The organism is Aeromonas sp. QDB31 (assembly GCF_027707605.1).
Taxonomy (GTDB): domain Bacteria; phylum Pseudomonadota; class Gammaproteobacteria; order Enterobacterales; family Aeromonadaceae; genus Aeromonas; species Aeromonas media.
The window spans coordinates 50,298-69,667 of the sequence record NZ_JAPCIX010000004.1; the positions used below are offsets into that span (position 1 = coordinate 50,298).

General features: G+C 59.3%; 15 protein-coding genes. 6 read left to right on the top strand and 9 right to left on the bottom strand.

Translation table 11 applies throughout. From position 1 onward, the window contains the following. Positions 1-3 precede the first annotated feature (3 nt). Positions 4-2,256 carry an ATP-dependent Clp protease ATP-binding subunit ClpA gene (gene clpA, locus PG898_RS05530; protein ID WP_043132110.1) on the bottom strand — a complete coding sequence of 751 codons (2,253 nt, stop codon included), beginning with the start codon at positions 2,254-2,256 and terminating at the stop codon, positions 4-6. A 60-nt stretch (positions 2,257-2,316) separates the two neighbouring features. Then, entirely contained in the window at positions 2,317-2,634 is a 318-nt protein-coding gene (gene clpS, locus PG898_RS05535; RefSeq protein ID WP_005325410.1) for an ATP-dependent Clp protease adapter ClpS, read from the bottom strand. A gap of 228 nt (positions 2,635-2,862) precedes the next feature. Between clpS and cspD the strand changes: the two genes are divergently transcribed. After that, positions 2,863-3,081 (top strand): cold shock-like protein CspD, encoded by a 219-nt coding sequence (gene cspD, locus PG898_RS05540; protein ID WP_005300025.1) that lies wholly within the window; start codon positions 2,863-2,865, stop codon positions 3,079-3,081. Between the two features lie 125 nt (positions 3,082-3,206). Here cspD and asd read toward each other — a convergent pair whose 3' ends face one another. Beyond that, positions 3,207-4,319, bottom strand: a complete 1,113-nt coding sequence (gene asd / locus PG898_RS05545) for an aspartate-semialdehyde dehydrogenase (RefSeq protein ID WP_043132112.1) — start codon at positions 4,317-4,319, stop codon at positions 3,207-3,209. Positions 4,320-4,648: 329 nt separating this feature from the next. Between asd and sugE the strand changes: the two genes are divergently transcribed. Further along, positions 4,649-4,963: a quaternary ammonium compound efflux SMR transporter SugE gene (sugE, locus tag PG898_RS05550; RefSeq protein ID WP_043132113.1), complete on the top strand. Its 315-nt coding sequence runs from the start codon at positions 4,649-4,651 to the stop codon at positions 4,961-4,963. A gap of 80 nt (positions 4,964-5,043) precedes the next feature. On the opposite strand, the gene PG898_RS05555 is transcribed toward sugE, so the two are convergent. Beyond that, positions 5,044-5,742, bottom strand: a complete 699-nt coding sequence (locus PG898_RS05555) for a B3/B4 domain-containing protein (RefSeq protein ID WP_043132114.1) — start codon at positions 5,740-5,742, stop codon at positions 5,044-5,046. Positions 5,743-6,052: 310 nt separating this feature from the next. On the opposite strand from PG898_RS05555, the gene ycaO reads away from it, so the two are divergent. The 3 genes from ycaO to pflB all read left to right on the top strand — a co-directional run bounded on the left by ycaO (position 6,053) and on the right by pflB (position 11,367). Then, the gene (ycaO, locus tag PG898_RS05560; RefSeq protein ID WP_043132116.1) at positions 6,053-7,813 is read left to right on the top strand and encodes a 30S ribosomal protein S12 methylthiotransferase accessory factor YcaO; all 1,761 of its coding nucleotides are present in this window, start codon (positions 6,053-6,055) and stop codon (positions 7,811-7,813) included. Positions 7,814-8,194: 381 nt separating this feature from the next. After that, positions 8,195-9,043, top strand: a complete 849-nt coding sequence (gene focA, locus PG898_RS05565) for a formate transporter FocA (RefSeq protein ID WP_043132117.1) — start codon at positions 8,195-8,197, stop codon at positions 9,041-9,043. 41 nt (positions 9,044-9,084) lie between these two features. After that, the gene (gene pflB, locus PG898_RS05570) at positions 9,085-11,367 is read left to right on the top strand and encodes a formate C-acetyltransferase (RefSeq protein ID WP_043132174.1); all 2,283 of its coding nucleotides are present in this window, start codon (positions 9,085-9,087) and stop codon (positions 11,365-11,367) included. A gap of 535 nt (positions 11,368-11,902) precedes the next feature. Here the strand turns inward: pflB and PG898_RS05575 are convergent. Then, positions 11,903-12,340, bottom strand: coding sequence for a YcgN family cysteine cluster protein (locus PG898_RS05575; RefSeq protein ID WP_041205904.1), 438 nt, complete (start codon positions 12,338-12,340; stop codon positions 11,903-11,905). A gap of 355 nt (positions 12,341-12,695) precedes the next feature. Here PG898_RS05575 and PG898_RS05580 point away from each other — a divergent pair, with 355 nt between their 5' ends. Then, positions 12,696-12,908 (top strand): hypothetical protein, encoded by a 213-nt coding sequence (locus tag PG898_RS05580; protein ID WP_152565409.1) that lies wholly within the window; start codon positions 12,696-12,698, stop codon positions 12,906-12,908. Positions 12,909-13,113: 205 nt separating this feature from the next. On the opposite strand, the gene sucD is transcribed toward PG898_RS05580, so the two are convergent. The 4 genes from sucD to sucA all read right to left on the bottom strand — a co-directional run bounded on the left by sucD (position 13,114) and on the right by sucA (position 19,349). Next, on the bottom strand, positions 13,114-13,986 hold the full coding sequence (sucD, locus tag PG898_RS05585; protein ID WP_042649072.1) for a succinate--CoA ligase subunit alpha: 873 nt from the start codon (positions 13,984-13,986) through the stop codon (positions 13,114-13,116). Beyond that, positions 13,986-15,152, bottom strand: coding sequence for an ADP-forming succinate--CoA ligase subunit beta (gene sucC / locus PG898_RS05590; RefSeq protein ID WP_005326943.1), 1,167 nt, complete (start codon positions 15,150-15,152; stop codon positions 13,986-13,988). The genes sucD and sucC overlap by 1 nt, the downstream gene beginning before the upstream one ends. Positions 15,153-15,258: 106 nt before the next feature. Next, complete coding sequence (gene odhB / locus PG898_RS05595) at positions 15,259-16,446, bottom strand: 2-oxoglutarate dehydrogenase complex dihydrolipoyllysine-residue succinyltransferase (protein WP_005326941.1); 1,188 nt, start codon at positions 16,444-16,446, stop codon at positions 15,259-15,261. A 92-nt stretch (positions 16,447-16,538) separates the two neighbouring features. After that, positions 16,539-19,349 carry a 2-oxoglutarate dehydrogenase E1 component gene (sucA, locus tag PG898_RS05600; RefSeq protein ID WP_270824452.1) on the bottom strand — a complete coding sequence of 937 codons (2,811 nt, stop codon included), beginning with the start codon at positions 19,347-19,349 and terminating at the stop codon, positions 16,539-16,541. Positions 19,350-19,370 lie beyond the last annotated feature (21 nt).

Sequence of the window (19,370 nt, forward strand, 5' to 3'; positions counted from 1 at the left end):
CATTTAGTGAGAGACAGCTTCAACATTGACCTGGAAGTCAAAGCTGAGGCTGTTATTCACCAGCTCCACTCTCACTACTCCGCCATCGACCAGTGAGCCGAACAGGATCTCATTGGCCAACGGCTTCTTGAGGTGCTCCTGAATGACCCGTCCCATGGGTCTTGCACCCATTGCCCGATCATAACCCTTCTCGGCCAACCAGTGGCGCGCCTCTTCAGATACCTCCAGTGATACCCCTTTGGCATCCAGCTGTACCTGCAGTTCGACGATGAACTTGTCGACCACCTGATGGATCACCGCCATGTCCAGATGGTTGAACCAGATGGTGTGATCGAGCCGGTTGCGAAACTCCGGGCTGAACGTCTTGTTGATCACCGCCATGGCGTCGTGACTCATGTCCTGCTGCTGGAAGCCAATGGACTTGCGCTGGGTCTCCTGCACGCCCGCGTTGGTAGTCATCACCAGGATCACGTTGCGAAAATCGGCCTTGCGTCCGTTGTTGTCCGTCAGGGTGCCGTTGTCCATCACTTGCAGCAACAAGTTGAAGACATCCGGATGCGCCTTCTCGATCTCGTCCAGCAGCACCACCGAATGGGGATGCTTGAGCACCGAGTCGGTCAGCAAGCCCCCCTGCTCGAAGCCCACATAGCCGGGAGGCGCCCCGATCAGGCGGGAGACGGTATGGCGCTCCATGTATTCGGACATATCAAAGCGCAGTACCTCGACCCCGAGCGCCTTGCCGAGCTGCTGGGTGACTTCGGTCTTGCCCACCCCGGTCGGGCCGGCAAACAGGAAGCAGCCCACAGGGCGACGCTCGTTGCCAAGGCCGGAACGCGACAGTCGGATCGCGTCGGTCAATACGGTAATGGCCTTGTCCTGGCCGAACACCACCATCTTGAGGTTGCGCTCCAGGTTCTTCAGTACCTCCTTGTCGGAGGAGGAGACTGATTTCTCCGGGATGCGGGCAATCTTCGCGACTATGGCCTCGATTTCCGGCACATTGATCACTTTTTTACGCTTGCTGACCGGCAGCAGACGTTGCCCCGCCCCCGCCTCGTCGATCACGTCGATGGCCTTGTCCGGCAGGTGGCGGTCATTGATGTACTTGGCGGAGAGCTCGACCGCAGCGCGGATGGCCTTGACGGTGTAGCGCACGCCATGGTGAGACTCATAACGGCTCTTGAGCCCCATCAGGATGCGGGTGGTGTCATCTATGCTCGGCTCGACGATGTCGATCTTCTGGAAGCGGCGCGCCAGAGCCCGATCTTTTTCGAAGATCTGGGAATACTCCTGATAGGTGGTTGACCCCACACAGCGCAGCAGACCATTGGAGAGCAGCGGCTTGATGAGGTTGGCCGCATCCAGCTGACCGCCAGAGGCTGCACCCGCCCCAATGATGGTGTGGATCTCGTCGATGAAGAGGATGGCCCCTTCCTGACGCTCGATCTGCTTGAGCAGCACCTTGAGACGCTTCTCAAAGTCACCACGGTACTTGGTCCCTGCCAGCAGGGAACCCATGTCCAGAGAATAGATGGTACTGTTTGCTATCACCTCGGGCACGTCACCCTTGACGATACGATAGGCGAGCCCCTCGGCGATGGCGGTCTTGCCCACACCAGCCTCCCCCACCAGCAAGGGATTGTTCTTGCGGCGACGGCACAACACCTGAATGGTGCGGCTCAGCTCCTGATCGCGACCGATCAGCGGATCGATGCGCCCCTCCAGTACCAGCTGGTTGAGGTTGGTGGCAAAGCTCTCGATCTGGGCGGAGGAGACCTCGTCATCGGACTCGGCATTATTGCCGCCACTCTCGGGCTTGCTGTCTTTGCGCACCCCGTGGGAGAGGAAGTTCACCACATCCAGCCGGCTGATCTCGGCTTTTTTCAGGAAGTAAGCGGCCTGGGACTCCTGCTCGCTGAAGATGGCGACCAGCACATTGGCACCGCTCACCTCGGTATTGCCCGACGACTGGACATGGAACACGGCACGTTGCAGCACGCGCTGGAAGCCAAGGGTCGGTTGGGTTTCTCTGTCTTCGTCATCACGGGGGATGAGCGGGGTCGTTTGATTGATGAAGGCGCGTATTTCCTTGCGCATCTGCTCCACATCCGCACCACACGAATTCAGCGCCTCATGGGCTGAACTGTTATCCAGCAGGGCTAACAACAGGTGCTCGACGGTCATGAATTCGTGGCGCTCGTCACGGGCCAGCTTGAAAGCCTCGTTCAGCGTCTTTTCTAGATCTTTGTTCAACATAGGCACCTCCCCTCAGTACAGCCACAATGCGGTGTCGTTATCGCCATCAAGTCATCAGATTCAAGCCTTTTCCATGGTACATAGCAGTGGATGTTCGTTGTTACGTGAATAGGTGTTGACCTGGACCACTTTGGTCTCGGCAATCTCGGCGGTAAATGTGCCGCAGACTCCCTTACCACTATAATGCACGCTCAGCATGACCTGAGTGGCCTTCTCCAGATCCATACCAAAGAACCTTTGCAGCACCTCCACCACGAACTCCATCGGTGTGTAGTCATCGTTGTTCAAGACGACCTTGTACATGGGTGGCGGTTGCAGCTTCGTTTTCTCTGCTTCTGCAATCTCTTCATTAGCAAAGAGTTCTTTCTGCTTGCTCATAATTGCGCTTTGGTACCTCTAGATTACTACCGTCTCGCTCAAGATTGTCAATAGACTTGTTAACCAGATCACATCGGTTGTTAACAACTTCTTGACTCGCTTAAAAGTTGGACTAGATTGGTTACTTGCTAATCGGCGCCCGTCTGCTACGGGGTGATGCTCTAGTTATATAAGGCTGGCGCAGGTTACTCAACGACTTCAGGGTAATCAATAAAAGGATGTAGATGTATGGCAACCGGAACAGTCAAGTGGTTCAACAACGCAAAAGGATTTGGGTTTATCTGTCCGGAAGGCGGTGGTGAAGACATCTTCGCTCACTACTCCACGATTCAAATGGAAGGTTACAAGACCTTGAAAGCGGGTCAGGCAGTCAACTTCGAACTGCAGCAGGGGCCGAAAGGAAATCACGCCTCTGTCATCGTGCCAAACGAAGCACAGAACATGTAAGAGTCAAACTGGATAAATTGAAAAACGGCATCCCGCAAGGATGCCGTTTTTTATGTCGCTCGATATGTCGACACAATAAGAAAGGCCAGGCCTTCCTTATTGTGTGCTCTTGCGAGCTATCCCTGTCAGCGCGCCAGCAGGATGTTGAGCATGCGGCGCAGCGGCTCGGCGGCGCCCCACAGCAGCTGGTCACCCACGGTGAAGGCCGCCAGGTATTCCGGGCCCATGTTGAGCTTGCGCAGACGGCCTACCGGAATGCTGAGGGTGCCGGTAACGGCGGCCGGGGTCAGCTCGCGGGCGGTGATGTCGCGATCGTTGGGGATCACCTTGACCCAGTCGTTGTGGGCGGCCAGCAGGGCCTCGATTTCGGGGAGCGGCACATCTTTCTTCAGCTTGATGGTGAAGGCCTGGCTGTGGCAGCGCAGGGCACCGATGCGCACACACAGACCATCCACCGGAATGGCGGCGTTCTCGATACCGAGGATCTTGTTGGTCTCGGCCTGCCCCTTCCACTCTTCGCGGCTCTGACCGTTGTCGAGCTTGGTGTCTATCCAAGGGATGAGGCCACCGGCCAGCGGTACGCCGAAGTTGTCCACCGGCAGGGTGCCGGAGCGGGTCTTCTCGGTGATCTTGCGCTCGATGTCGAGGATAGCGGAGGCAGGATCTGCCAGCTCTACCGCCACTTCGTCGCGCAGCAGCCCCATCTGGGTGACCAGCTCGCGCATGTGACGCGCGCCACCGCCCGATGCGGCCTGATAAGTGGCCACGCTCACCCACTCCACCAGATCGGCCTTGAACAGGCCACCCAGGGCCAGCAGCATCAGGCTGACGGTGCAGTTGCCGCCGACGAAGGTCTTGATCCCCTTGTCCAGCGCCTCGTCGATCACGTCGCCGTTGACCGGATCCAGGATGATGACGGCGTCCTTCTCCATGCGCAGGGAGGAGGCGGCATCAATCCAATAACCCTGCCAGCCGGCGGCCAGCAGACGGGGATAGACATCCTTGGTGTAGTCGCCACCCTGAGCCGTGATGATGATCTCCTGCGCGGCCAACGCCTCGATATCGAAGGCGTCCTGCAGGGTGCCGGCATCGACGCCGAAATTGGGGGCGGCCTCACCGGCCTGGGAGGTGGTGAAGAAGGTGGGTTGAATGCGGGCAAAATCCTTCTCTTCCTGCATCCGGCTCATCAGTACCGAACCCACCATGCCACGCCAACCGACCAAACCAACTTTTTTCATAATGTCCTACCCTGGATAGCTGCTGTAAAAATGAAGTCTCATATGCCGTGATCCCTTGCCGGACGGGGGGCCGTTCACAAATTGGTCACAAGCATGATGTGTAATTAATGCGTCTGTCCACATTACGGATTGTGGCGACGGGCGCAAGTCGAATTGCGCAATATTCTGTGTCATTTGCCGCAATAACCATGGGTTCCGGGCTACCGCGCTTGGCGGACTCCCCATCGGTCAGGCATCATGATGTCCGACTGGCAACCACTGCCCCCTGGGGACGACCCCAAGGCCTTCTTGACTCGCAGGGACGACCCTGCCCCGCCTGGAATACTCATATGCCCTGGTTACTCCTGCTGTTGGCCGGCCTGTTCGAGGTCGCCTGGGCCATCGGCCTCAAGTACACCGACGGTTTCAGCCGTCCCCTCCCTACCCTGCTGACTCTCTCTGCCATGGGGGTGAGCGTGCTGTTGCTCGCCATGGCGGTCAAGCAGCTGCCCCTTGGCACCGCCTACGCGGTCTGGACCGGCATAGGCGCGGTCGGTACCGTGCTGATGGGGATCTGGCTGTTCAACGAACCGGCCACCCTGGCCCGTGTGCTTTGCCTGCTGCTGATCATCGGCGGTATCCTGGGGCTCAAGTTGATCGGCTGATAACGAGATGGAAGCTTCGTCCCACGACGTCCCACCAGCACGTATAAAAATGGCCACCCAGGGTGGCCATTATGTTCTCCTCATGCCCCGCCGGGGTTTCCTATCAGCACGCTCTCTATCCGGGCGCCCGGCATCATCTGCCTTAACCCCTCTACCAGCCGATCACCGGCCTCCTGCAGTGCCGCCAGCGGCATTTCAGGCAAGCTCTCCAGAATGAACCACATCTGCCCGGACTCAGCACTGAGCCGGGTTCTGGTCCCCTGACGCCAATTCCAGCGGCGACAGGTCACGCCTCTGTCATCACACCAGACCACCTCGCCAGGTTCGGGGGTCTCGTGGGCAGGGGCCCCCTCCTTCATGGTGTCAAACAGCTCGGTGCCATCGGCAATGATCAGCCGGGGCGACCCTTCATATGCGGTGAGATCCTCCCCACCGACGGGGATGGCGTACTCGATGCTGATGGCGTTGTAGAGATCGACGACGGGATCGATGCAGGACAGGCTGCCCTCGCGTTGCACCCGCTTGAGCAGCGCCTGTGCCGAGCAGGGGGTGCGCTGGGGCTTGGCACCGAAGCGTTTGAACACCTCGCCCCAGGCGGACAGATGCGCCTGTGCCCAGGGGGCACCGCCCGCCGCGACGGATTGGCAGGCCCGCGCAAGCGCTTGTGCGCCGACGTTGCGATCGACGATGCTGGCCCCGTCGACCTGAATGCTCAGGGCCCGGAATCCCGGGGCCAGCCTGGTCACCCTGGCATCAATCTGTGGTGTCATGAATGGCATAGCAACTCCCAATAAATGATCCGTGGTGAAGGCAATAACGGCAGACGAGGCCACATACCCCATGCCCGGAGGGCAGGCCCGTGATGCTTGTCACCACGAAGAAACAAGTCGACCCCATGATGGGCGACGGCATGACATAAAAAAAACTACTTTTTCTTAATGTTGTTCAGGAGAGCTAATAACCCAGCCTATTCAGGCCACCGACAGCCCCCTGACCCGCACCTGGAATGGGATTGTCCTGGCCGCTTTTCCCGCCACTCATGCTATTATCTGCGACCGAACATGAGCCAATAAAAATCAGGATATTGTGATGACCGACCACACTTTTATTCCCGGCAAGGACGCGGCGCTGGAAGACTCCATCGAACGCTTCCAGACCAAGCTGCAGGCCCTGGGCTTTGATATCGAAGAGGCCTCCTGGCTCAACCCCGTGCCCAACGTCTGGTCCGTGCACATCCGGGACAAAGAGTGCGCCCTCTGCTTCACCAACGGCAAGGGAGCCAGCAAGAAGGCTGCCCTGGCTTCGGCCCTGGGGGAGTATTTCGAGCGTCTCTCCACCAACTACTTCTTTGCCGACTTCTATCTGGGTGAGCAGGTGGCGAACGGTGACTTCGTCCACTACCCGAACGAGAAGTGGTTCCCCATCCAGGGTGACCAACTGCCTGCCGGTCTGCTCGACAGCTTCACCCGCAAGTTCTACAACCCGGACGGCGAAGTGACCGCCGACATGCTGGTGGACCTGCAGTCCGGCAACGAGGAGCGTGGCATCGTCGCCCTGCCGTTCGAGCGCCAGTCCGATCATCAGACCGTCTACATCCCGATGAACATCATCGGCAACCTCTATGTCTCCAACGGCATGAGCGCCGGCAACACCAAGACCGAGGCCCGCACCCAGGGCTTGTCCGAGGTGTTCGAGCGCCACGTGAAGAACAAGATCATCGCCGAGGCCCTGAGCCTGCCCGAGATCCCGAGCGAGGTGATCGCCCGCTATCCCGGCATCAAGGCCTCCATCGAGGCGCTGGAGGCCGAAGGTTTCCCCATCTACAGCTTCGATGCCTCGCTCGGCGGACGCTATCCGGTCATCTGCGTGGTGCTGCTCAACCCGAGCAATGGCACCTGCTTTGCCTCCTTCGGCGCCCACCCGCGCTTCGAAGTGGCGTTCGAGCGGACCGTCACCGAGCTGCTGCAGGGCCGTGGCCTGAAGGATCTGGACGTATTCGTGCCGCCGTCATTCGACAACGAGCAGGTGGCGGATCACCACAACCTGGAAACTCACTTCATTGACTCCTCCGGTCTCATCAGCTGGGATCTGTTCAAGCAGGAGTCCGACTTCGAATTTGCCGACTGGGACTTCCGTGGCACCTCCCAGCAGGAGTTCGATCACCTGATCGGCATCTTCCACGAGCTGGAGCAACCGGTCTACATCGCCGACTACGAGCACCTCGGCGTCTACGCCTGCCGCATCCTGGTGCCGGGCATGTCCGACATCTATCCGGTCGAGGATCTGCTGCTGGCCAACAACACCATGGGCGCCCACCTGCGGGAAGTGATCCTGGCGCTGCCGTCCCTGGAGTGGAACGCGGAACAGTACATGGCGCTGTTCGATCAGCTGGACGAAGAGGGGCACGACGAGCGCACCCGCGTCCGTGAGCTGCTCGGCATCGCCGCCGCCAAGGGCTCCGCCCTGCATACCCTGCGGATCGGTGAACTCAAGGCCATGCTGGCCCTGGCCGCAGGTGACCTGGAGAGCGCACTGGATCTCATCGACTGGACCATGGAGTTCAACCAGTCGGTGTTCCCGGCCGATCGCGCGAACTACTACCGTGCCCTGCGCGCCTGCGTCGAGCTGTTCCTGGATGAAGAGCGTGATCCAGAGCAGTACCGCCCGGTGTTCACCCGCATGTTCGGGGAAGAGACCCTGGCCGAGGCTTGGGCCCATGCCCGCGGCGAGGCACGCTTCCATGGTCTGGAGACTGCGGATCTATCCCTGTCCCAGTTCCCCCTGCATCAGAAACTGCTGGCAGCCTACGAGAAGCTGCAAAAAGCCAAACGAATCCATACATGGCGTTGACATGCCAGTGTGACGAAGGGGCCTGATGGCCCCTTCTGTTTTATGGTCTACGCTTTTGCTGGCCACTACTCAAAGATGAAATAAATAACAAAAAATACCTCTTAGGGGGTTGTCAATTTGAAGTTCATCGTGCACGGCGGCCTCAAAGGTGCATTGCCAGTGCCTTTTTTGATGCAGCAGATATAAACTCTTAAAAATCATGAAATTAAAAACACACCACCTTCTGTTTCACCTGAAACCTGGTGTAAAGTCAAGCTTCCGGATGAATAAAAAACCTGTAGTAAAATTACATTCACAATCTGTAATTCTTGATCGGAGTCAATTTTGGGGATCAGCCCCTTTGTTATGATTTCCACAGGCAAAATATGCAGGTACTGAGAATTGAAAGCAGAATCTCCCTTTGATTGTCTGAAGCCCGAAGCCATCGCCGCCCTGGCCGAAGACATTACCTATGCCAAGGCCACCAAGCCCGCATACAAGGTCATTCCCCTGGCCATCACCGCTGGCGCCTTCATCTCCATCGCCTTCGTCTTCTATATCACCGTCACCACGGGCTCAAGCGGCATGGCCTGGGGCATGTCCAAGCTGGTGGGCGGCATCTGCTTCTCCCTCGGTCTCATCCTCTGCGTGCTGCTCGGCGCCGAACTGTTCACCTCCACTACCCTCACCCTGGTAGCCAAGGCGGCGAATCGCATCAGCTGGGCCCAGTTGCTCAAGAACTGGGGACTGGTCTACTTCGGCAACCTCATCGGCGGTCTCATCATAGTCGCGCTCATCATCATGTCGGCGGAATACACGGCAGCGGATGGTCAGTGGGGGCTGAACGCCATGAAAGTGGCCCAGCACAAGATCCATCACACCTTCTTCGAGGCCGTGGCCCTTGGCATCCTCTGCAACCTCATGGTGTGTCTCGCCGTGTGGATGGCCTTCGGCGCCCGCAGCGCCACCGACAAGGTGATGGTGATGCTGCTTCCCGTCGCCATGTTCGTGGCCTCCGGTTTTGAGCACAGCATCGCAAACATGTTTATGATCCCGGTCGGTATCGCCATCCACAGCGTCGCGAGCCCGGAATTCTGGCAGGCCATCGGCCAGGATCCGGCAACCTTTGCCGACCTGACCGTGTCCAACTTCGTCCTGCACAACCTCATCCCTGTCACCATAGGTAATATCATTGGTGGTGGCGTCATGGTTGGGCTGACTTACTGGTTTATCTTCCGTCGCCATCATTAAGGATGGCGGCAGACACATAAATACCTTGAGAGGTAATGAAAATGGCAGAACTTAACGAACAGTTCCAAAAAGCATGGGAAGGCTTCGCAGCCGGTGAATGGCAGACCTCTGTCAACACCCGTGACTTCATCCAGAAGAACTACACCCCGTATGAAGGTGACGAGTCCTTCCTGGCTGGCGCGACCGAAGCTACCACCAAGCTGTGGGACAAGGTCATGGAAGGCATCAAGATCGAGAACCGCACCCACGCGCCGGTCGATTTTGATACCGACCTGCCCTCCACCATTACCGCTCACGATGCCGGCTTTATCGACCAGAGCCTGGAGCAAATCGTTGGTCTGCAGACCGACAAACCGCTCAAGCGCGCCATCATCGCCAACGGCGGTATCAAGATGGTCAAGACCTCTTGCGAAGTGTACGGTCGCCAGCTTGACCCCATGGTCGAGAAGATCTTCACCGAGTACCGCAAGACTCACAACCAGGGCGTGTTCGACGTCTACACCAAAGACATCCTGAACTGCCGCAAGTCCGGCGTCATCACCGGTCTGCCGGATGCCTACGGCCGTGGCCGTATCATCGGTGACTACCGTCGTGTTGCCCTGTACGGTATCGACTTCCTGATGGCCGACAAACTGGCCCAGTTCAAGTCCCTGCAGGCCGATCTGGAAAACGGTGTCAACCTGGAAGCCACCATCCGTCTGCGCGAAGAGATCTCCGAGCAGCACCGTGCCCTGGCCCAGATGAAGGTGATGGCTGCCAAATATGGCTGCGACATTTCCGTACCGGCCAAGACCGCCAAAGAAGCCGTCCAGTGGACCTACTTCGCCTACCTGGCGGCGGTCAAGTCCCAGAACGGCGCGGCCATGTCCTTCGGTCGTACTTCCAGCTTCCTGGACATCTACATCGAGCGTGACCTGCAAAAGGGTCTGATCACCGAGCAAGAAGCCCAGGAGCTGATGGACCACATGGTCATGAAGCTGCGTATGGTTCGCTTCCTGCGTACCCCGGAATACGATTCACTGTTCTCCGGCGACCCGATGTGGGCCACCGAGACCCTGGCCGGTATGGGCGTTGATGGCCGTACCCTGGTCACCAAGAACAGCTTCCGTATGCTGAATACCCTGTACACCATGGGCCCGTCCCCTGAGCCGAACCTGACCATTCTGTGGTCCGAGAAGCTGCCGGTTGGTTTCAAGAAGTACTGTGCCAAGGTATCCATCGAGACCTCTTCCGTTCAGTACGAGAACGACGACCTGATGCGTCCGGACTTCAACAACGATGACTACGCCATCGCTTGCTGTGTGTCCCCGATGATCGTCGGCAAACAGATGCAGTTCTTCGGTGCCCGTGCCAACCTGGCCAAGACCATGCTGTATGCAATCAACGGTGGTATGGACGAGAAGCTCAAGATCCAGGTCGGTCCCAAGACCGAAATGGTCACCTCCGAGTACCTCGACTACAACGACGTGATGGACAGACTGGATCACTTCATGGACTGGCTGGCCAAGCAGTATGTCGCCGCCCTGAACATCATCCACTACATGCACGACAAGTACAGCTACGAAGCCTCCCTGATGGCGCTGCACGACCGTGACGTCTATCGCACCATGGCTTGCGGTATCGCCGGTCTGTCCGTAGCCGCTGACTCCCTGTCTGCCATCAAGTACGCCAAGGTCAAGCCGGTACGTGATGCCGATGGCGTCTCCATCGACTTCGAAATCGAAGGCGAGTACCCGCAGTTCGGCAACAACGACGCTCGCGTCGATGACATCGCCTGCGACCTGGTCGAGCGCTTCATGAAGAAGATTCAGAAGCTCAACACCTACCGTGGTGCCGTGGCTACCCAGTCCGTGCTGACCATCACCTCCAACGTGGTGTACGGCAAGAAGACCGGTAACACCCCGGATGGTCGTCGCGCCGGTGCGCCGTTCGGCCCGGGTGCCAACCCGATGCACGGTCGTGATCAGAAGGGTGCCGTTGCTTCCCTGACGTCCGTTGCCAAGCTGCCGTTCGCCTACGCCAAAGATGGTATCTCCTATACCTTCTCCATCGTGCCGAACGCGCTGGGCAAAGACATGGAAGCCCAGAAAGCCAACCTGGCCGGCCTGATGGATGGTTACTTCCATCACGAGTCCAACCTGGAAGGTGGTCAGCACCTGAACGTCAACGTGATGAACCGTGAAATGCTGCTGGACGCCATGGAAAACCCGGAAAAATATCCGCAGTTGACCATCCGCGTATCCGGTTATGCCGTTCGCTTCAACTCTTTGACCAAAGAGCAACAGCAAGACGTCATCACCCGTACCTTCACCGCTTCTCTGTAATAGAGTCTCGGTGAACAAAAACCGGCGCCAAGGCGCCGGTTTTTTTATGGCTGTTTGCTGGCGATCACCGCTCTCCCCCGCGGTTTTAGATATACATCCTCTGCCCAACCTCCCATTCAGAAAAGCGCAGTCAGACTCGCTGCCGCAAAGCCAACGTAGCCCCAGCACGCCAGGGTTGGTTTCTTTACTCTCGGGAGAGGGGTCAGTGTGAAGGAAAGGGGCCTGGTGTCCCGCTGTGAGGCGCCAGAAAGCAGCAGGGGCAGAGGAGTGTAAACTCCCCTGCCCCTGGTCATAAAAGCGATTTGGCGGGCGCTGGCGGGCTTAATGGTGGCAAGCGGTCGCTCTTATCACCCTCCGGCTTCAGCACGCGACCCCGAGAGAGGATGACGCGCGCTCTATCCCCTGAGTGCAACATCGTGTTTCCACTGCCATCAGGCCTTAAAACTGATCGTTCTATATACCCATAGCAACAGGGGCAGAGGAGTCCGACTCCCCTGCCCCTGCGGCATCTGGATACTCTGTTGTCGGCTGCGGCTTAACTGGCCCAGGTGATGATGTGATCGATCCAGTCGCCGGCATGGGCCTCGTGCACCACCTTGCCGCGCACCGACTGACCGGCCTGATGCATGGCGCTGCGGCTGCCGGTGATGAGCGGGTGCCACTCAGGCAGGCTCTGCCCCTCTGCCAGCAGGCGGTAAGCGCAGCTCGACGGCAGCCAGTCGAACTCGGCAATCTTGTCGAAGGTGATCTGCAGGCAGTCCGGCTCTTTCTTGAAACGGTTGCCGTAGTCGGAACACTGGCAGGTCTTGGTATTGAGCAGGTTGCAGGCCACATTGGTGAACACCAGCTCCTCGGTGTCCTCGTCGATCAGCTTGTTCAGGCAGCATTTGCCGCAGCCGTCGCACAGTGACTCCCACTCCGTCATGGTCATCTGCTGCAGGGTCTTCTCCTGCCAAAAAGGAGTTGGCTGCATTTTCTCGACTCGCTGCATGGAAGGGCTCGCTCAATAGACCAGTAAAGCGCGTGGTTATACCCTTTATGGTCCGATTTTTCAAGGAAGATGGACTACACCCACTGCCAATTAGCCCCCTGCCCGAGGGGTCTGGTTTTGACGCCGAAAGAAGCGGAAGCAATGCACCTTTAGCGACTTCCACGAATTTTTTGGCAAATTTGCCATGATGTTCTTGTCATTGAATTGATGCAAAATTTCCATCGGCAAGCCTCCAATGGCTACAACGTGAGTCAATGCTGATGCACTCTGCCCCGGCAACAAGATCTAAACTGATTACTCGCAAGCCCAGCCCATTAGCTGGACAGAGGACGTTGCCATGAAGACGTTGAAACTTGCATTGCTAATAGCTGCATCGCTATTGCTCACGTCCTGCTCCTCGTCGGTGATCCCGGGAGAAGCGCCCGCCGCTGGAGGTGCCCTCCCATCAGGAGGAATGGAGCCTGCTTACGGCAAAGGAGGTGGTCGCAATAACTTTGCTGCCACCATGTCACAGAACGACCAGCAGGAGATGTCTGTTTTAACAGATTAAGTGCACAGCCCTGGCCGCTTCCCCGGGGCCTACTTCACTGAAGCCTCAGGTTATCTTTCATCAGACCGGATCTGGAACCATCCTTCCGGCACCAACCGACAAACGGAACATGATGCCGGTGGGTACCAAACGGCATAAACCCGCGCTCATAAAAAATGCCGCCCTAGGGCGGCATTTTGCTATCTGAGATAACAGGCTAAAGAACTTACCAGCCAGTTACTTCGCGCAGGGCTTTGCCAATATCGGCCAGGGAGCGCACGGTTTTCACGCCGGCATCTTCCAGGGCGGCAAATTTCTCTGCGGCCGTGCCTTTACCACCGGCGATGATGGCGCCCGCATGACCCATGCGCTTGCCAGCCGGGGCGGTGACGCCCGCGATGTAGGAGACCACCGGCTTGGTGACGTGGGCCTTGATGTAGGCCGCGGCCTCTTCCTCGGCGCTGCCGCCGATCTCGCCGATCATCACGATGGCTTCGGTCTTGGGATCGTTCTGGAACATCTCCAGGATGTCGATGAAGTTGGAACCCGGGATGGGGTCGCCACCGATGCCGACGCAAGTGGACTGGCCGAAGCCCTCGTCCGTGGTCTGCTTGACCGCTTCGTAGGTCAGGGTGCCGGAGCGGGAGACGATGCCCACCTTGCCCGGCTTGTGGATGTGACCCGGCATGATGCCGATCTTGCACTCACCCGGGGTGATGACGCCCGGGCAGTTGGGGCCGATCATGCGCACGCCGGTTTCCTGCAGCTTCACCTTGACCTGCAACATGTCCAGGGTCGGGATGCCTTCGGTGATGGTGACGATGAGCTTGATGCCAGCGTCGATCGCTTCCAGGATGGCGTCCTTGCAGAACGGGGCCGGAACATAGATGACGGAGGCGGTGGCGCCGGTGGCTTCGACGGCGTCACGAACGGTGTTGAACACCGGCAGGCCCAGGTGAGTGGTGCCACCCTTGCCCGGGGACACGCCGCCGACCATCTGGGTACCGTAGGCAATCGCCTGTTCGGAGTGGAAAGTACCCTGACCGCCGGTGAAGCCCTGGCAGATCACCTTGGTGTCTTTGTTGATCAGAACGCTCATTATTTGGCCTCCGCTGCTTTAACCACTTGCTGAGCTGCGTCAGTCAGACTCGTTGCGGCGATGATATTGAGGCCGCTGTCGGCCAGTTTACGAGCACCCAGTTCGGCATTGTTGCCTTCCAGACGCACTACCACGGGCACCTTGACCCCCACTTCCTTGACCGCGCCGATAATGCCTTCCGCGATCATGTCGCAGCGCACTATGCCGCCGAAGATGTTGACCAGCACGGCTTGCACCTTGCTGTCGGAGAGGATGATCTTGAAGGCCTCGGTCACGCGTTCCTTGGTGGCGCCGCCGCCGACGTCCAGGAAGTTGGCCGGTGAGCCGCCATGCAGGTTGACGATGTCCATGGTGCCCATGGCCAGACCCGCGCCGTTGACCATGCAGCCGATGTTGCCATCGAGGGCCACATAGTTCAGCTCCCACTGGGCGGCGTGCGCTTCACGGGGGTCATCCTGGGAGGGATCGTGCATCTCGCGCAGCTTGGGCTGGCGGTAGAGGGCATTGGCGTCGATGTTGATCTTGCCGTCCAGGCAATGCAGGTTGCCCTTGTCGGTGATCACCAGCGGGTTGATCTCCAGCAAGGCGAAGTCGCAATCCAGGAACATCTGGCCCAGACCCATGAAGATCTTGGTGAACTGCTTGATCTGATCGCCAACCAGACCCAGCTTGAAGGCCAGCTCGCGGGCCTGATAAGCCTGCGGGCCCACCAGGGGATCGATGGCGGCCTTGTGAATGAGTTCCGGGGTTTCGTGGGCGATCTTCTCGATGTCCACGCCACCTTCGGTGGAGGCCATGAAGACCACGCGGCGGCTGCCACGGTCAACCACGGCGCCCAGATACAGTTCCTTGGCGATGTCGGTGCAGGACTCTACCAGGATCTTGGTGACCGGCTGACCGTTGGCGTCAGTCTGATAAGTCACCAGGTTCTTGCCGAGCCAGTTCTGGGCGAAGGCGCGGATCTCGTCCTTGCTCTTGGCCAGCTTGACGCCGCCCGCCTTACCACGGCCACCGGCGTGGACCTGGCACTTGACGACCCAGGTGTTGCCGCCAATCTTGTCGGCCGCTTCGGCCGCTTCCTGCGGGGTAGCGCAGGCATAACCTTCGGAGACCGGCAGGCCATACTCGGCAAACAGCTGTTTTGCCTGATATTCATGCAGATTCATAGATGCTCTATCCGTGTTGTAGGTATTTCCGTCCGGGGCTCGTGTTTCTCAATCCCCTGTGAATGGGGGCCTGGGCGGCCCCTCGTTATCTTTCAGTCACTCTTGTTCAGACATCCAGCAGCAGACGGGTCGGGTCTTCCAGCAGCTCCTTGATGGAGACCAGGAAGCCCACCGACTCGCGACCGTCGATGATGCGGTGATCGTAGGAGAGCGCCAGGTACATCATCGGCAGGATCTCGACCTTGCCGTCGACGGCCATGGGTCTGTCCTGGATCTTGTGCATCCCCAGGATGGCGCTCTGGGGCGGGTTGATGATGGGGGTGGACATCAGGGAGCCGAACACACCGCCGTTGGTGATGGTGAAGTTGCCGCCGGTCAGTTCATCCACGGTCAGCTTGCCGTCACGGCCCTTGCCCGCCAGATCCTTGATGGCCTTCTCGATGTCGGCCAGGCTCATGTTGTCACAGTCACGCAGTACCGGGGTCACCAACCCACGGGGGGTGGAGACGGCGATGCTGACGTCGAAGTAGCTGTGATAGACGATGTCGTCACCGTCCAGTGCCGCGTTCACTTCCGGGTAGCGCTTGAGGGATTCCACCACCGCCTTCACGTAGAAGGACATGAAGCCGAGCTTGATGCCGTGCTTCTTCTCGAAGATCTCGCCGTACTGCTTGCGCAGCTTCATGATGGGCGCCATGTTGATCTCGTTGAAGGTGGTCAGCATGGCGGTGGTGTTCTTGGCCTCCAGCAGACGTTCGGCGATGCGCTTGCGCAGACGGGTCATGGGCACACGCTTCTCGGTGCGACCGGCCAGGGGGGCGATGGGCGCAACCGGTGCGGCTGCCACGGCGGCGGGGGCTGCCGGCTTGCTCAGGTTCTTGATGAAGGCGTCCACATCTTCCTTGGTGACACGACCACCTTTGCCGGTACCGGTCAGCTTGGCCACGTCGATATCGTGTTCGGCCACCAGGCGGCGCACGGAGGGGCTCAAACCGTCGGCAGCGTCATCGGTCGCCACGTCCACCGGCTTCTCCTTGGTCTCTTCACCGGCCACCGGGGCCGCCTTGAGGATGGCGATCAGTTGACGGGAGAGCACGGTGGCGCCTTCCAGTTGCAGGATGTCACCCAGTACGCCGGCTTCCGGCGCGGGGACTTCCAGCACGACTTTATCGGTTTCGATGTCAACCAGCACTTCGTCACGGGCAACCAGATCACCCGGTTTCTTGTGCCAGGTGGCGATGGTGGCGTCTGCCACTGATTCCGGCAGGTCCGGTACCTTGATCTCGATAGTCATGTAATCAGTTCCTTGTTACTTCTTGGCCAGCAGGCTTGTTCCAGAGACGGAGAGGGTCGGCTTCACAAAGCCCCCTCCCCTTCACAACTCGTTTATTCCAGGGTCAGCGCGTCTTCCACCAGGGCTTTCTGCTGCTTGGCGTGGACAGACATGTAACCGACGGCCGGTGAGGCCGAGGCCGGACGACCGGCGTAACGCAGACGGGCATGGCTTGGCAGCACGCTGTCGTAGTGATGACGGGTGCTGTACCAGGCGCCCTGGTTCTGCGGCTCTTCCTGACACCAGACGAAGTCGGTGACGTGGGCATAGTCGGCCAGGATGGCGCGCACTTCCTCTTCCGGGAAGGGGTAGAGCTGCTCGATCCGTACCAGGGCGACATCTTGCTGCTCAGCCTTGCGGCGGGCATCGAGCAGGTCGTAGTAGACCTTGCCGGAGCAGAAGACCACGCGCTTGACGCCCTTCGGATCCAGCGCATCGATCTCGCCGATGGCATTCTGGAAGGTGCCTTCCGCCAGCTCGTCGAGCTTGCTGACCGCCAGCGGGTGGCGCAGCAGGGATTTCGGCGTCATCACGATGAGCGGACGGCGCATCGGGCGCACCACCTGGCGACGCAGCATGTGGAACACCTGCGCCGGGGTGGAGGGCACACACACCTGCATGTTGTGCTGGGCGCACATCTGCAGATAGCGCTCCAGACGGGCGGAGGAGTGCTCAGGGCCTTGGCCCTCGTAACCGTGGGGCAGCAGCATGGTCAGACCGCACATCCGGCCCCACTTCTGCTCGCCGGAGGAGAGGAACTGATCCACCACCACCTGGGCGCAGTTGGCGAAGTCGCCGAACTGGGCTTCCCAGATGGTCAGACCGGCCGGCTCGGCGCTGGCGTAGCCATATTCGAACGCCAGTACCGCGTTTTCGGTCAGCACCGAGTCGTAGATCTCGAACGGACCTTGCTCGTCGTGCAGGTTGCACAACGGGGTGTAGGTGCTCGCATCGGTCTGGTTGTGCAGCACGGCGTGGCGGTGGAAGAAGGTGCCACGGCCGGAATCTTCCCCGGTGAAGCGGATGCGTGCACCCTTGTCCACCAGAGTGGCGTAGGCCAGCGTCTCGGCAAAGCCCCAGTCAACCAGCTTCTCGCCGGCGGCCATCAGGCGGCGGTCTTCGTAGATCTTCTCGACCTGGCGCTGCAGCACATGGGTCGCCGGGTACTGGCTGATGCGCTCGCCGAGGGACTTGAGGTGATCCATGGGCACTGTGCTGTCATAGGGCATGGCCCAGTCGTGACCGAGATAAGGGGTCCAGTCCACGGAGTGAAGCTCCATGGGACGCCACTCCTTGCTCACCCGCTCGCCCCGATCCAGGGTATCGCGGTAGTCGTTGACCAGGGAGGTGGCCAGCTCAGGGGTGATGGTGCCTTCGACAATCAGCTGATCGGCATATATTTTGCGCGGAGTCGGGTGCTGCTTGATCTTCTGGTACATCAGCGGCTGGGTCGCACTCGGCTCGTCAGCCTCGTTGTGGCCGTGACGACGGTAGCAGACCAGCTCGATCACCACGTCGCGTTTGAAGGTGTTGCGATAATCCAGCGCAATCTGGGTCACCAGCACCACGGCTTCAGGGTCATCCCCGTTGACGTGCAGCACAGGCGCCTGCACCGCCTTGGCGATGTCGGTGCAATATTCGGTGGAGCGCAGGTCACGTTGATAGGAGGTGGTGAAACCCACCTGGTTGTTGATGACGATGCGCACAGTGCCGCCGACGCCGTAGGCACGGGTCAGGGACATGTTGAAGGTTTCTGCCACCACACCCTGCCCCGCGATGGCGGAGTCACCGTGGATGGTGATGGGCAGCACACTGGAGCCATCCTTGTCACCGCGACGGTTCATGCGGGCACGCACCGAGCCGATGACCACGGGGTTGACGATCTCGAGGTGGGACGGGTTGAAGGCCAGCGCCAGGTGGACGTTGCCGCCCGGGGTGGCGAAGTCGGAGGAGAAGCCCATGTGGTACTTCACATCCCCTGTGCCCCAGGACTCGCCGTGCTTGCCGGCGAACTCGTCGAACAGATCCTGGGCACGCTTGCCCAGCACGTTGATCAGCACGTTGAGGCGACCGCGGTGGGCCATGCCGATGACGGCCTCCTTGCAACCCTGCTCACCGGCGCGGCGAATAAGCTCTTTCAGCATGGGCACCATGGCATCGCCCCCTTCCAGGGAGAAACGCTTGGCCCCTGGGAACTTGGCGCCCAGGTATTTTTCCAGCCCTTCGGCGGCGGTCAGGCTCTCGAGGAAGCGGGTCTTCTCCTCGGTGCTGTAGTTGCCCTTGGCTTCGATGGATTCAAGACGATCTTGCAGCCAGCGCTTCTCCTCGGTAGAGGTGATGTGCATGTAGTCTGCACCTATGCTGCCGCAGTAGGTTTTCTTCAGCGAGGCGTAGAGATCGGAGAGCACCATGGTCTCGCGACCGATGGCGTAGGAGCCCACATTGAAGGTGGCATCCATGTCTGCGCCCTGCAGGTTGTGAAATGCCGGGTCGAGCTCGGCAACGGTTTCACGGGTCCAGAGGCCGAGGGGATCCAGATTGGCATTCTGGTGACCGCGGAAGCGGAAGGCGTTGATCAGCTGCAGTACCCGCACCTGCTTGGCATCCACCTGGGGATCGGAAACGGGCGCGCTGTAACGGGAGGGATCCTTGGCCAGGCGGCGGAAATAGTCGCGAACCTGAGAGTGGGGTTGTTCAACTGCATGGCCATTGACCTGGGGCAGCTCGCTAAACAGGCTGCGCCACTCTTCGGCCACGGAGTCGGGGTTTTCCAGGAAGGATTCGTACAAATCCTCAATGTAGCTTGCATTCGCACCAGCCAGGTGAGATGACTCCAACCAGGCCTTCATCACGCCGTTATGCATTTCTATCCCTTGTACATCTTG

Bases quoted from the DNA above. Each gene is read 5' to 3' on its own strand.
- sucC (WP_005326943.1), bottom strand. From the start codon at position 15,152: ATGAATCTGCATGAATATCAGGCAAAACAGCTGTTTGCCGAGTATGGC.
- pflB (WP_043132174.1), top strand. From the start codon at position 9,085: ATGGCAGAACTTAACGAACAGTTCCAAAAAGCATGGGAAGGCTTCGCA.
- sucA (WP_270824452.1), bottom strand. From the start codon at position 19,349: ATGCATAACGGCGTGATGAAGGCCTGGTTGGAGTCATCTCACCTGGCT.
- odhB (WP_005326941.1), bottom strand. From the start codon at position 16,446: ATGACTATCGAGATCAAGGTACCGGACCTGCCGGAATCAGTGGCAGAC.
- sucD (WP_042649072.1), bottom strand. From the start codon at position 13,986: ATGAGCGTTCTGATCAACAAAGACACCAAGGTGATCTGCCAGGGCTTC.
- PG898_RS05575 (WP_041205904.1), bottom strand. From the start codon at position 12,340: ATGCAGCCAACTCCTTTTTGGCAGGAGAAGACCCTGCAGCAGATGACC.
- cspD (WP_005300025.1), top strand. From the start codon at position 2,863: ATGGCAACCGGAACAGTCAAGTGGTTCAACAACGCAAAAGGATTTGGG.
- PG898_RS05555 (WP_043132114.1), bottom strand. From the start codon at position 5,742: ATGCCATTCATGACACCACAGATTGATGCCAGGGTGACCAGGCTGGCC.
- PG898_RS05580 (WP_152565409.1), top strand. From the start codon at position 12,696: ATGAAGACGTTGAAACTTGCATTGCTAATAGCTGCATCGCTATTGCTC.
- sugE (WP_043132113.1), top strand. From the start codon at position 4,649: ATGCCCTGGTTACTCCTGCTGTTGGCCGGCCTGTTCGAGGTCGCCTGG.
- ycaO (WP_043132116.1), top strand. From the start codon at position 6,053: ATGACCGACCACACTTTTATTCCCGGCAAGGACGCGGCGCTGGAAGAC.
- clpS (WP_005325410.1), bottom strand. From the start codon at position 2,634: ATGAGCAAGCAGAAAGAACTCTTTGCTAATGAAGAGATTGCAGAAGCA.
- clpA (WP_043132110.1), bottom strand. From the start codon at position 2,256: ATGTTGAACAAAGATCTAGAAAAGACGCTGAACGAGGCTTTCAAGCTG.
- asd (WP_043132112.1), bottom strand. From the start codon at position 4,319: ATGAAAAAAGTTGGTTTGGTCGGTTGGCGTGGCATGGTGGGTTCGGTA.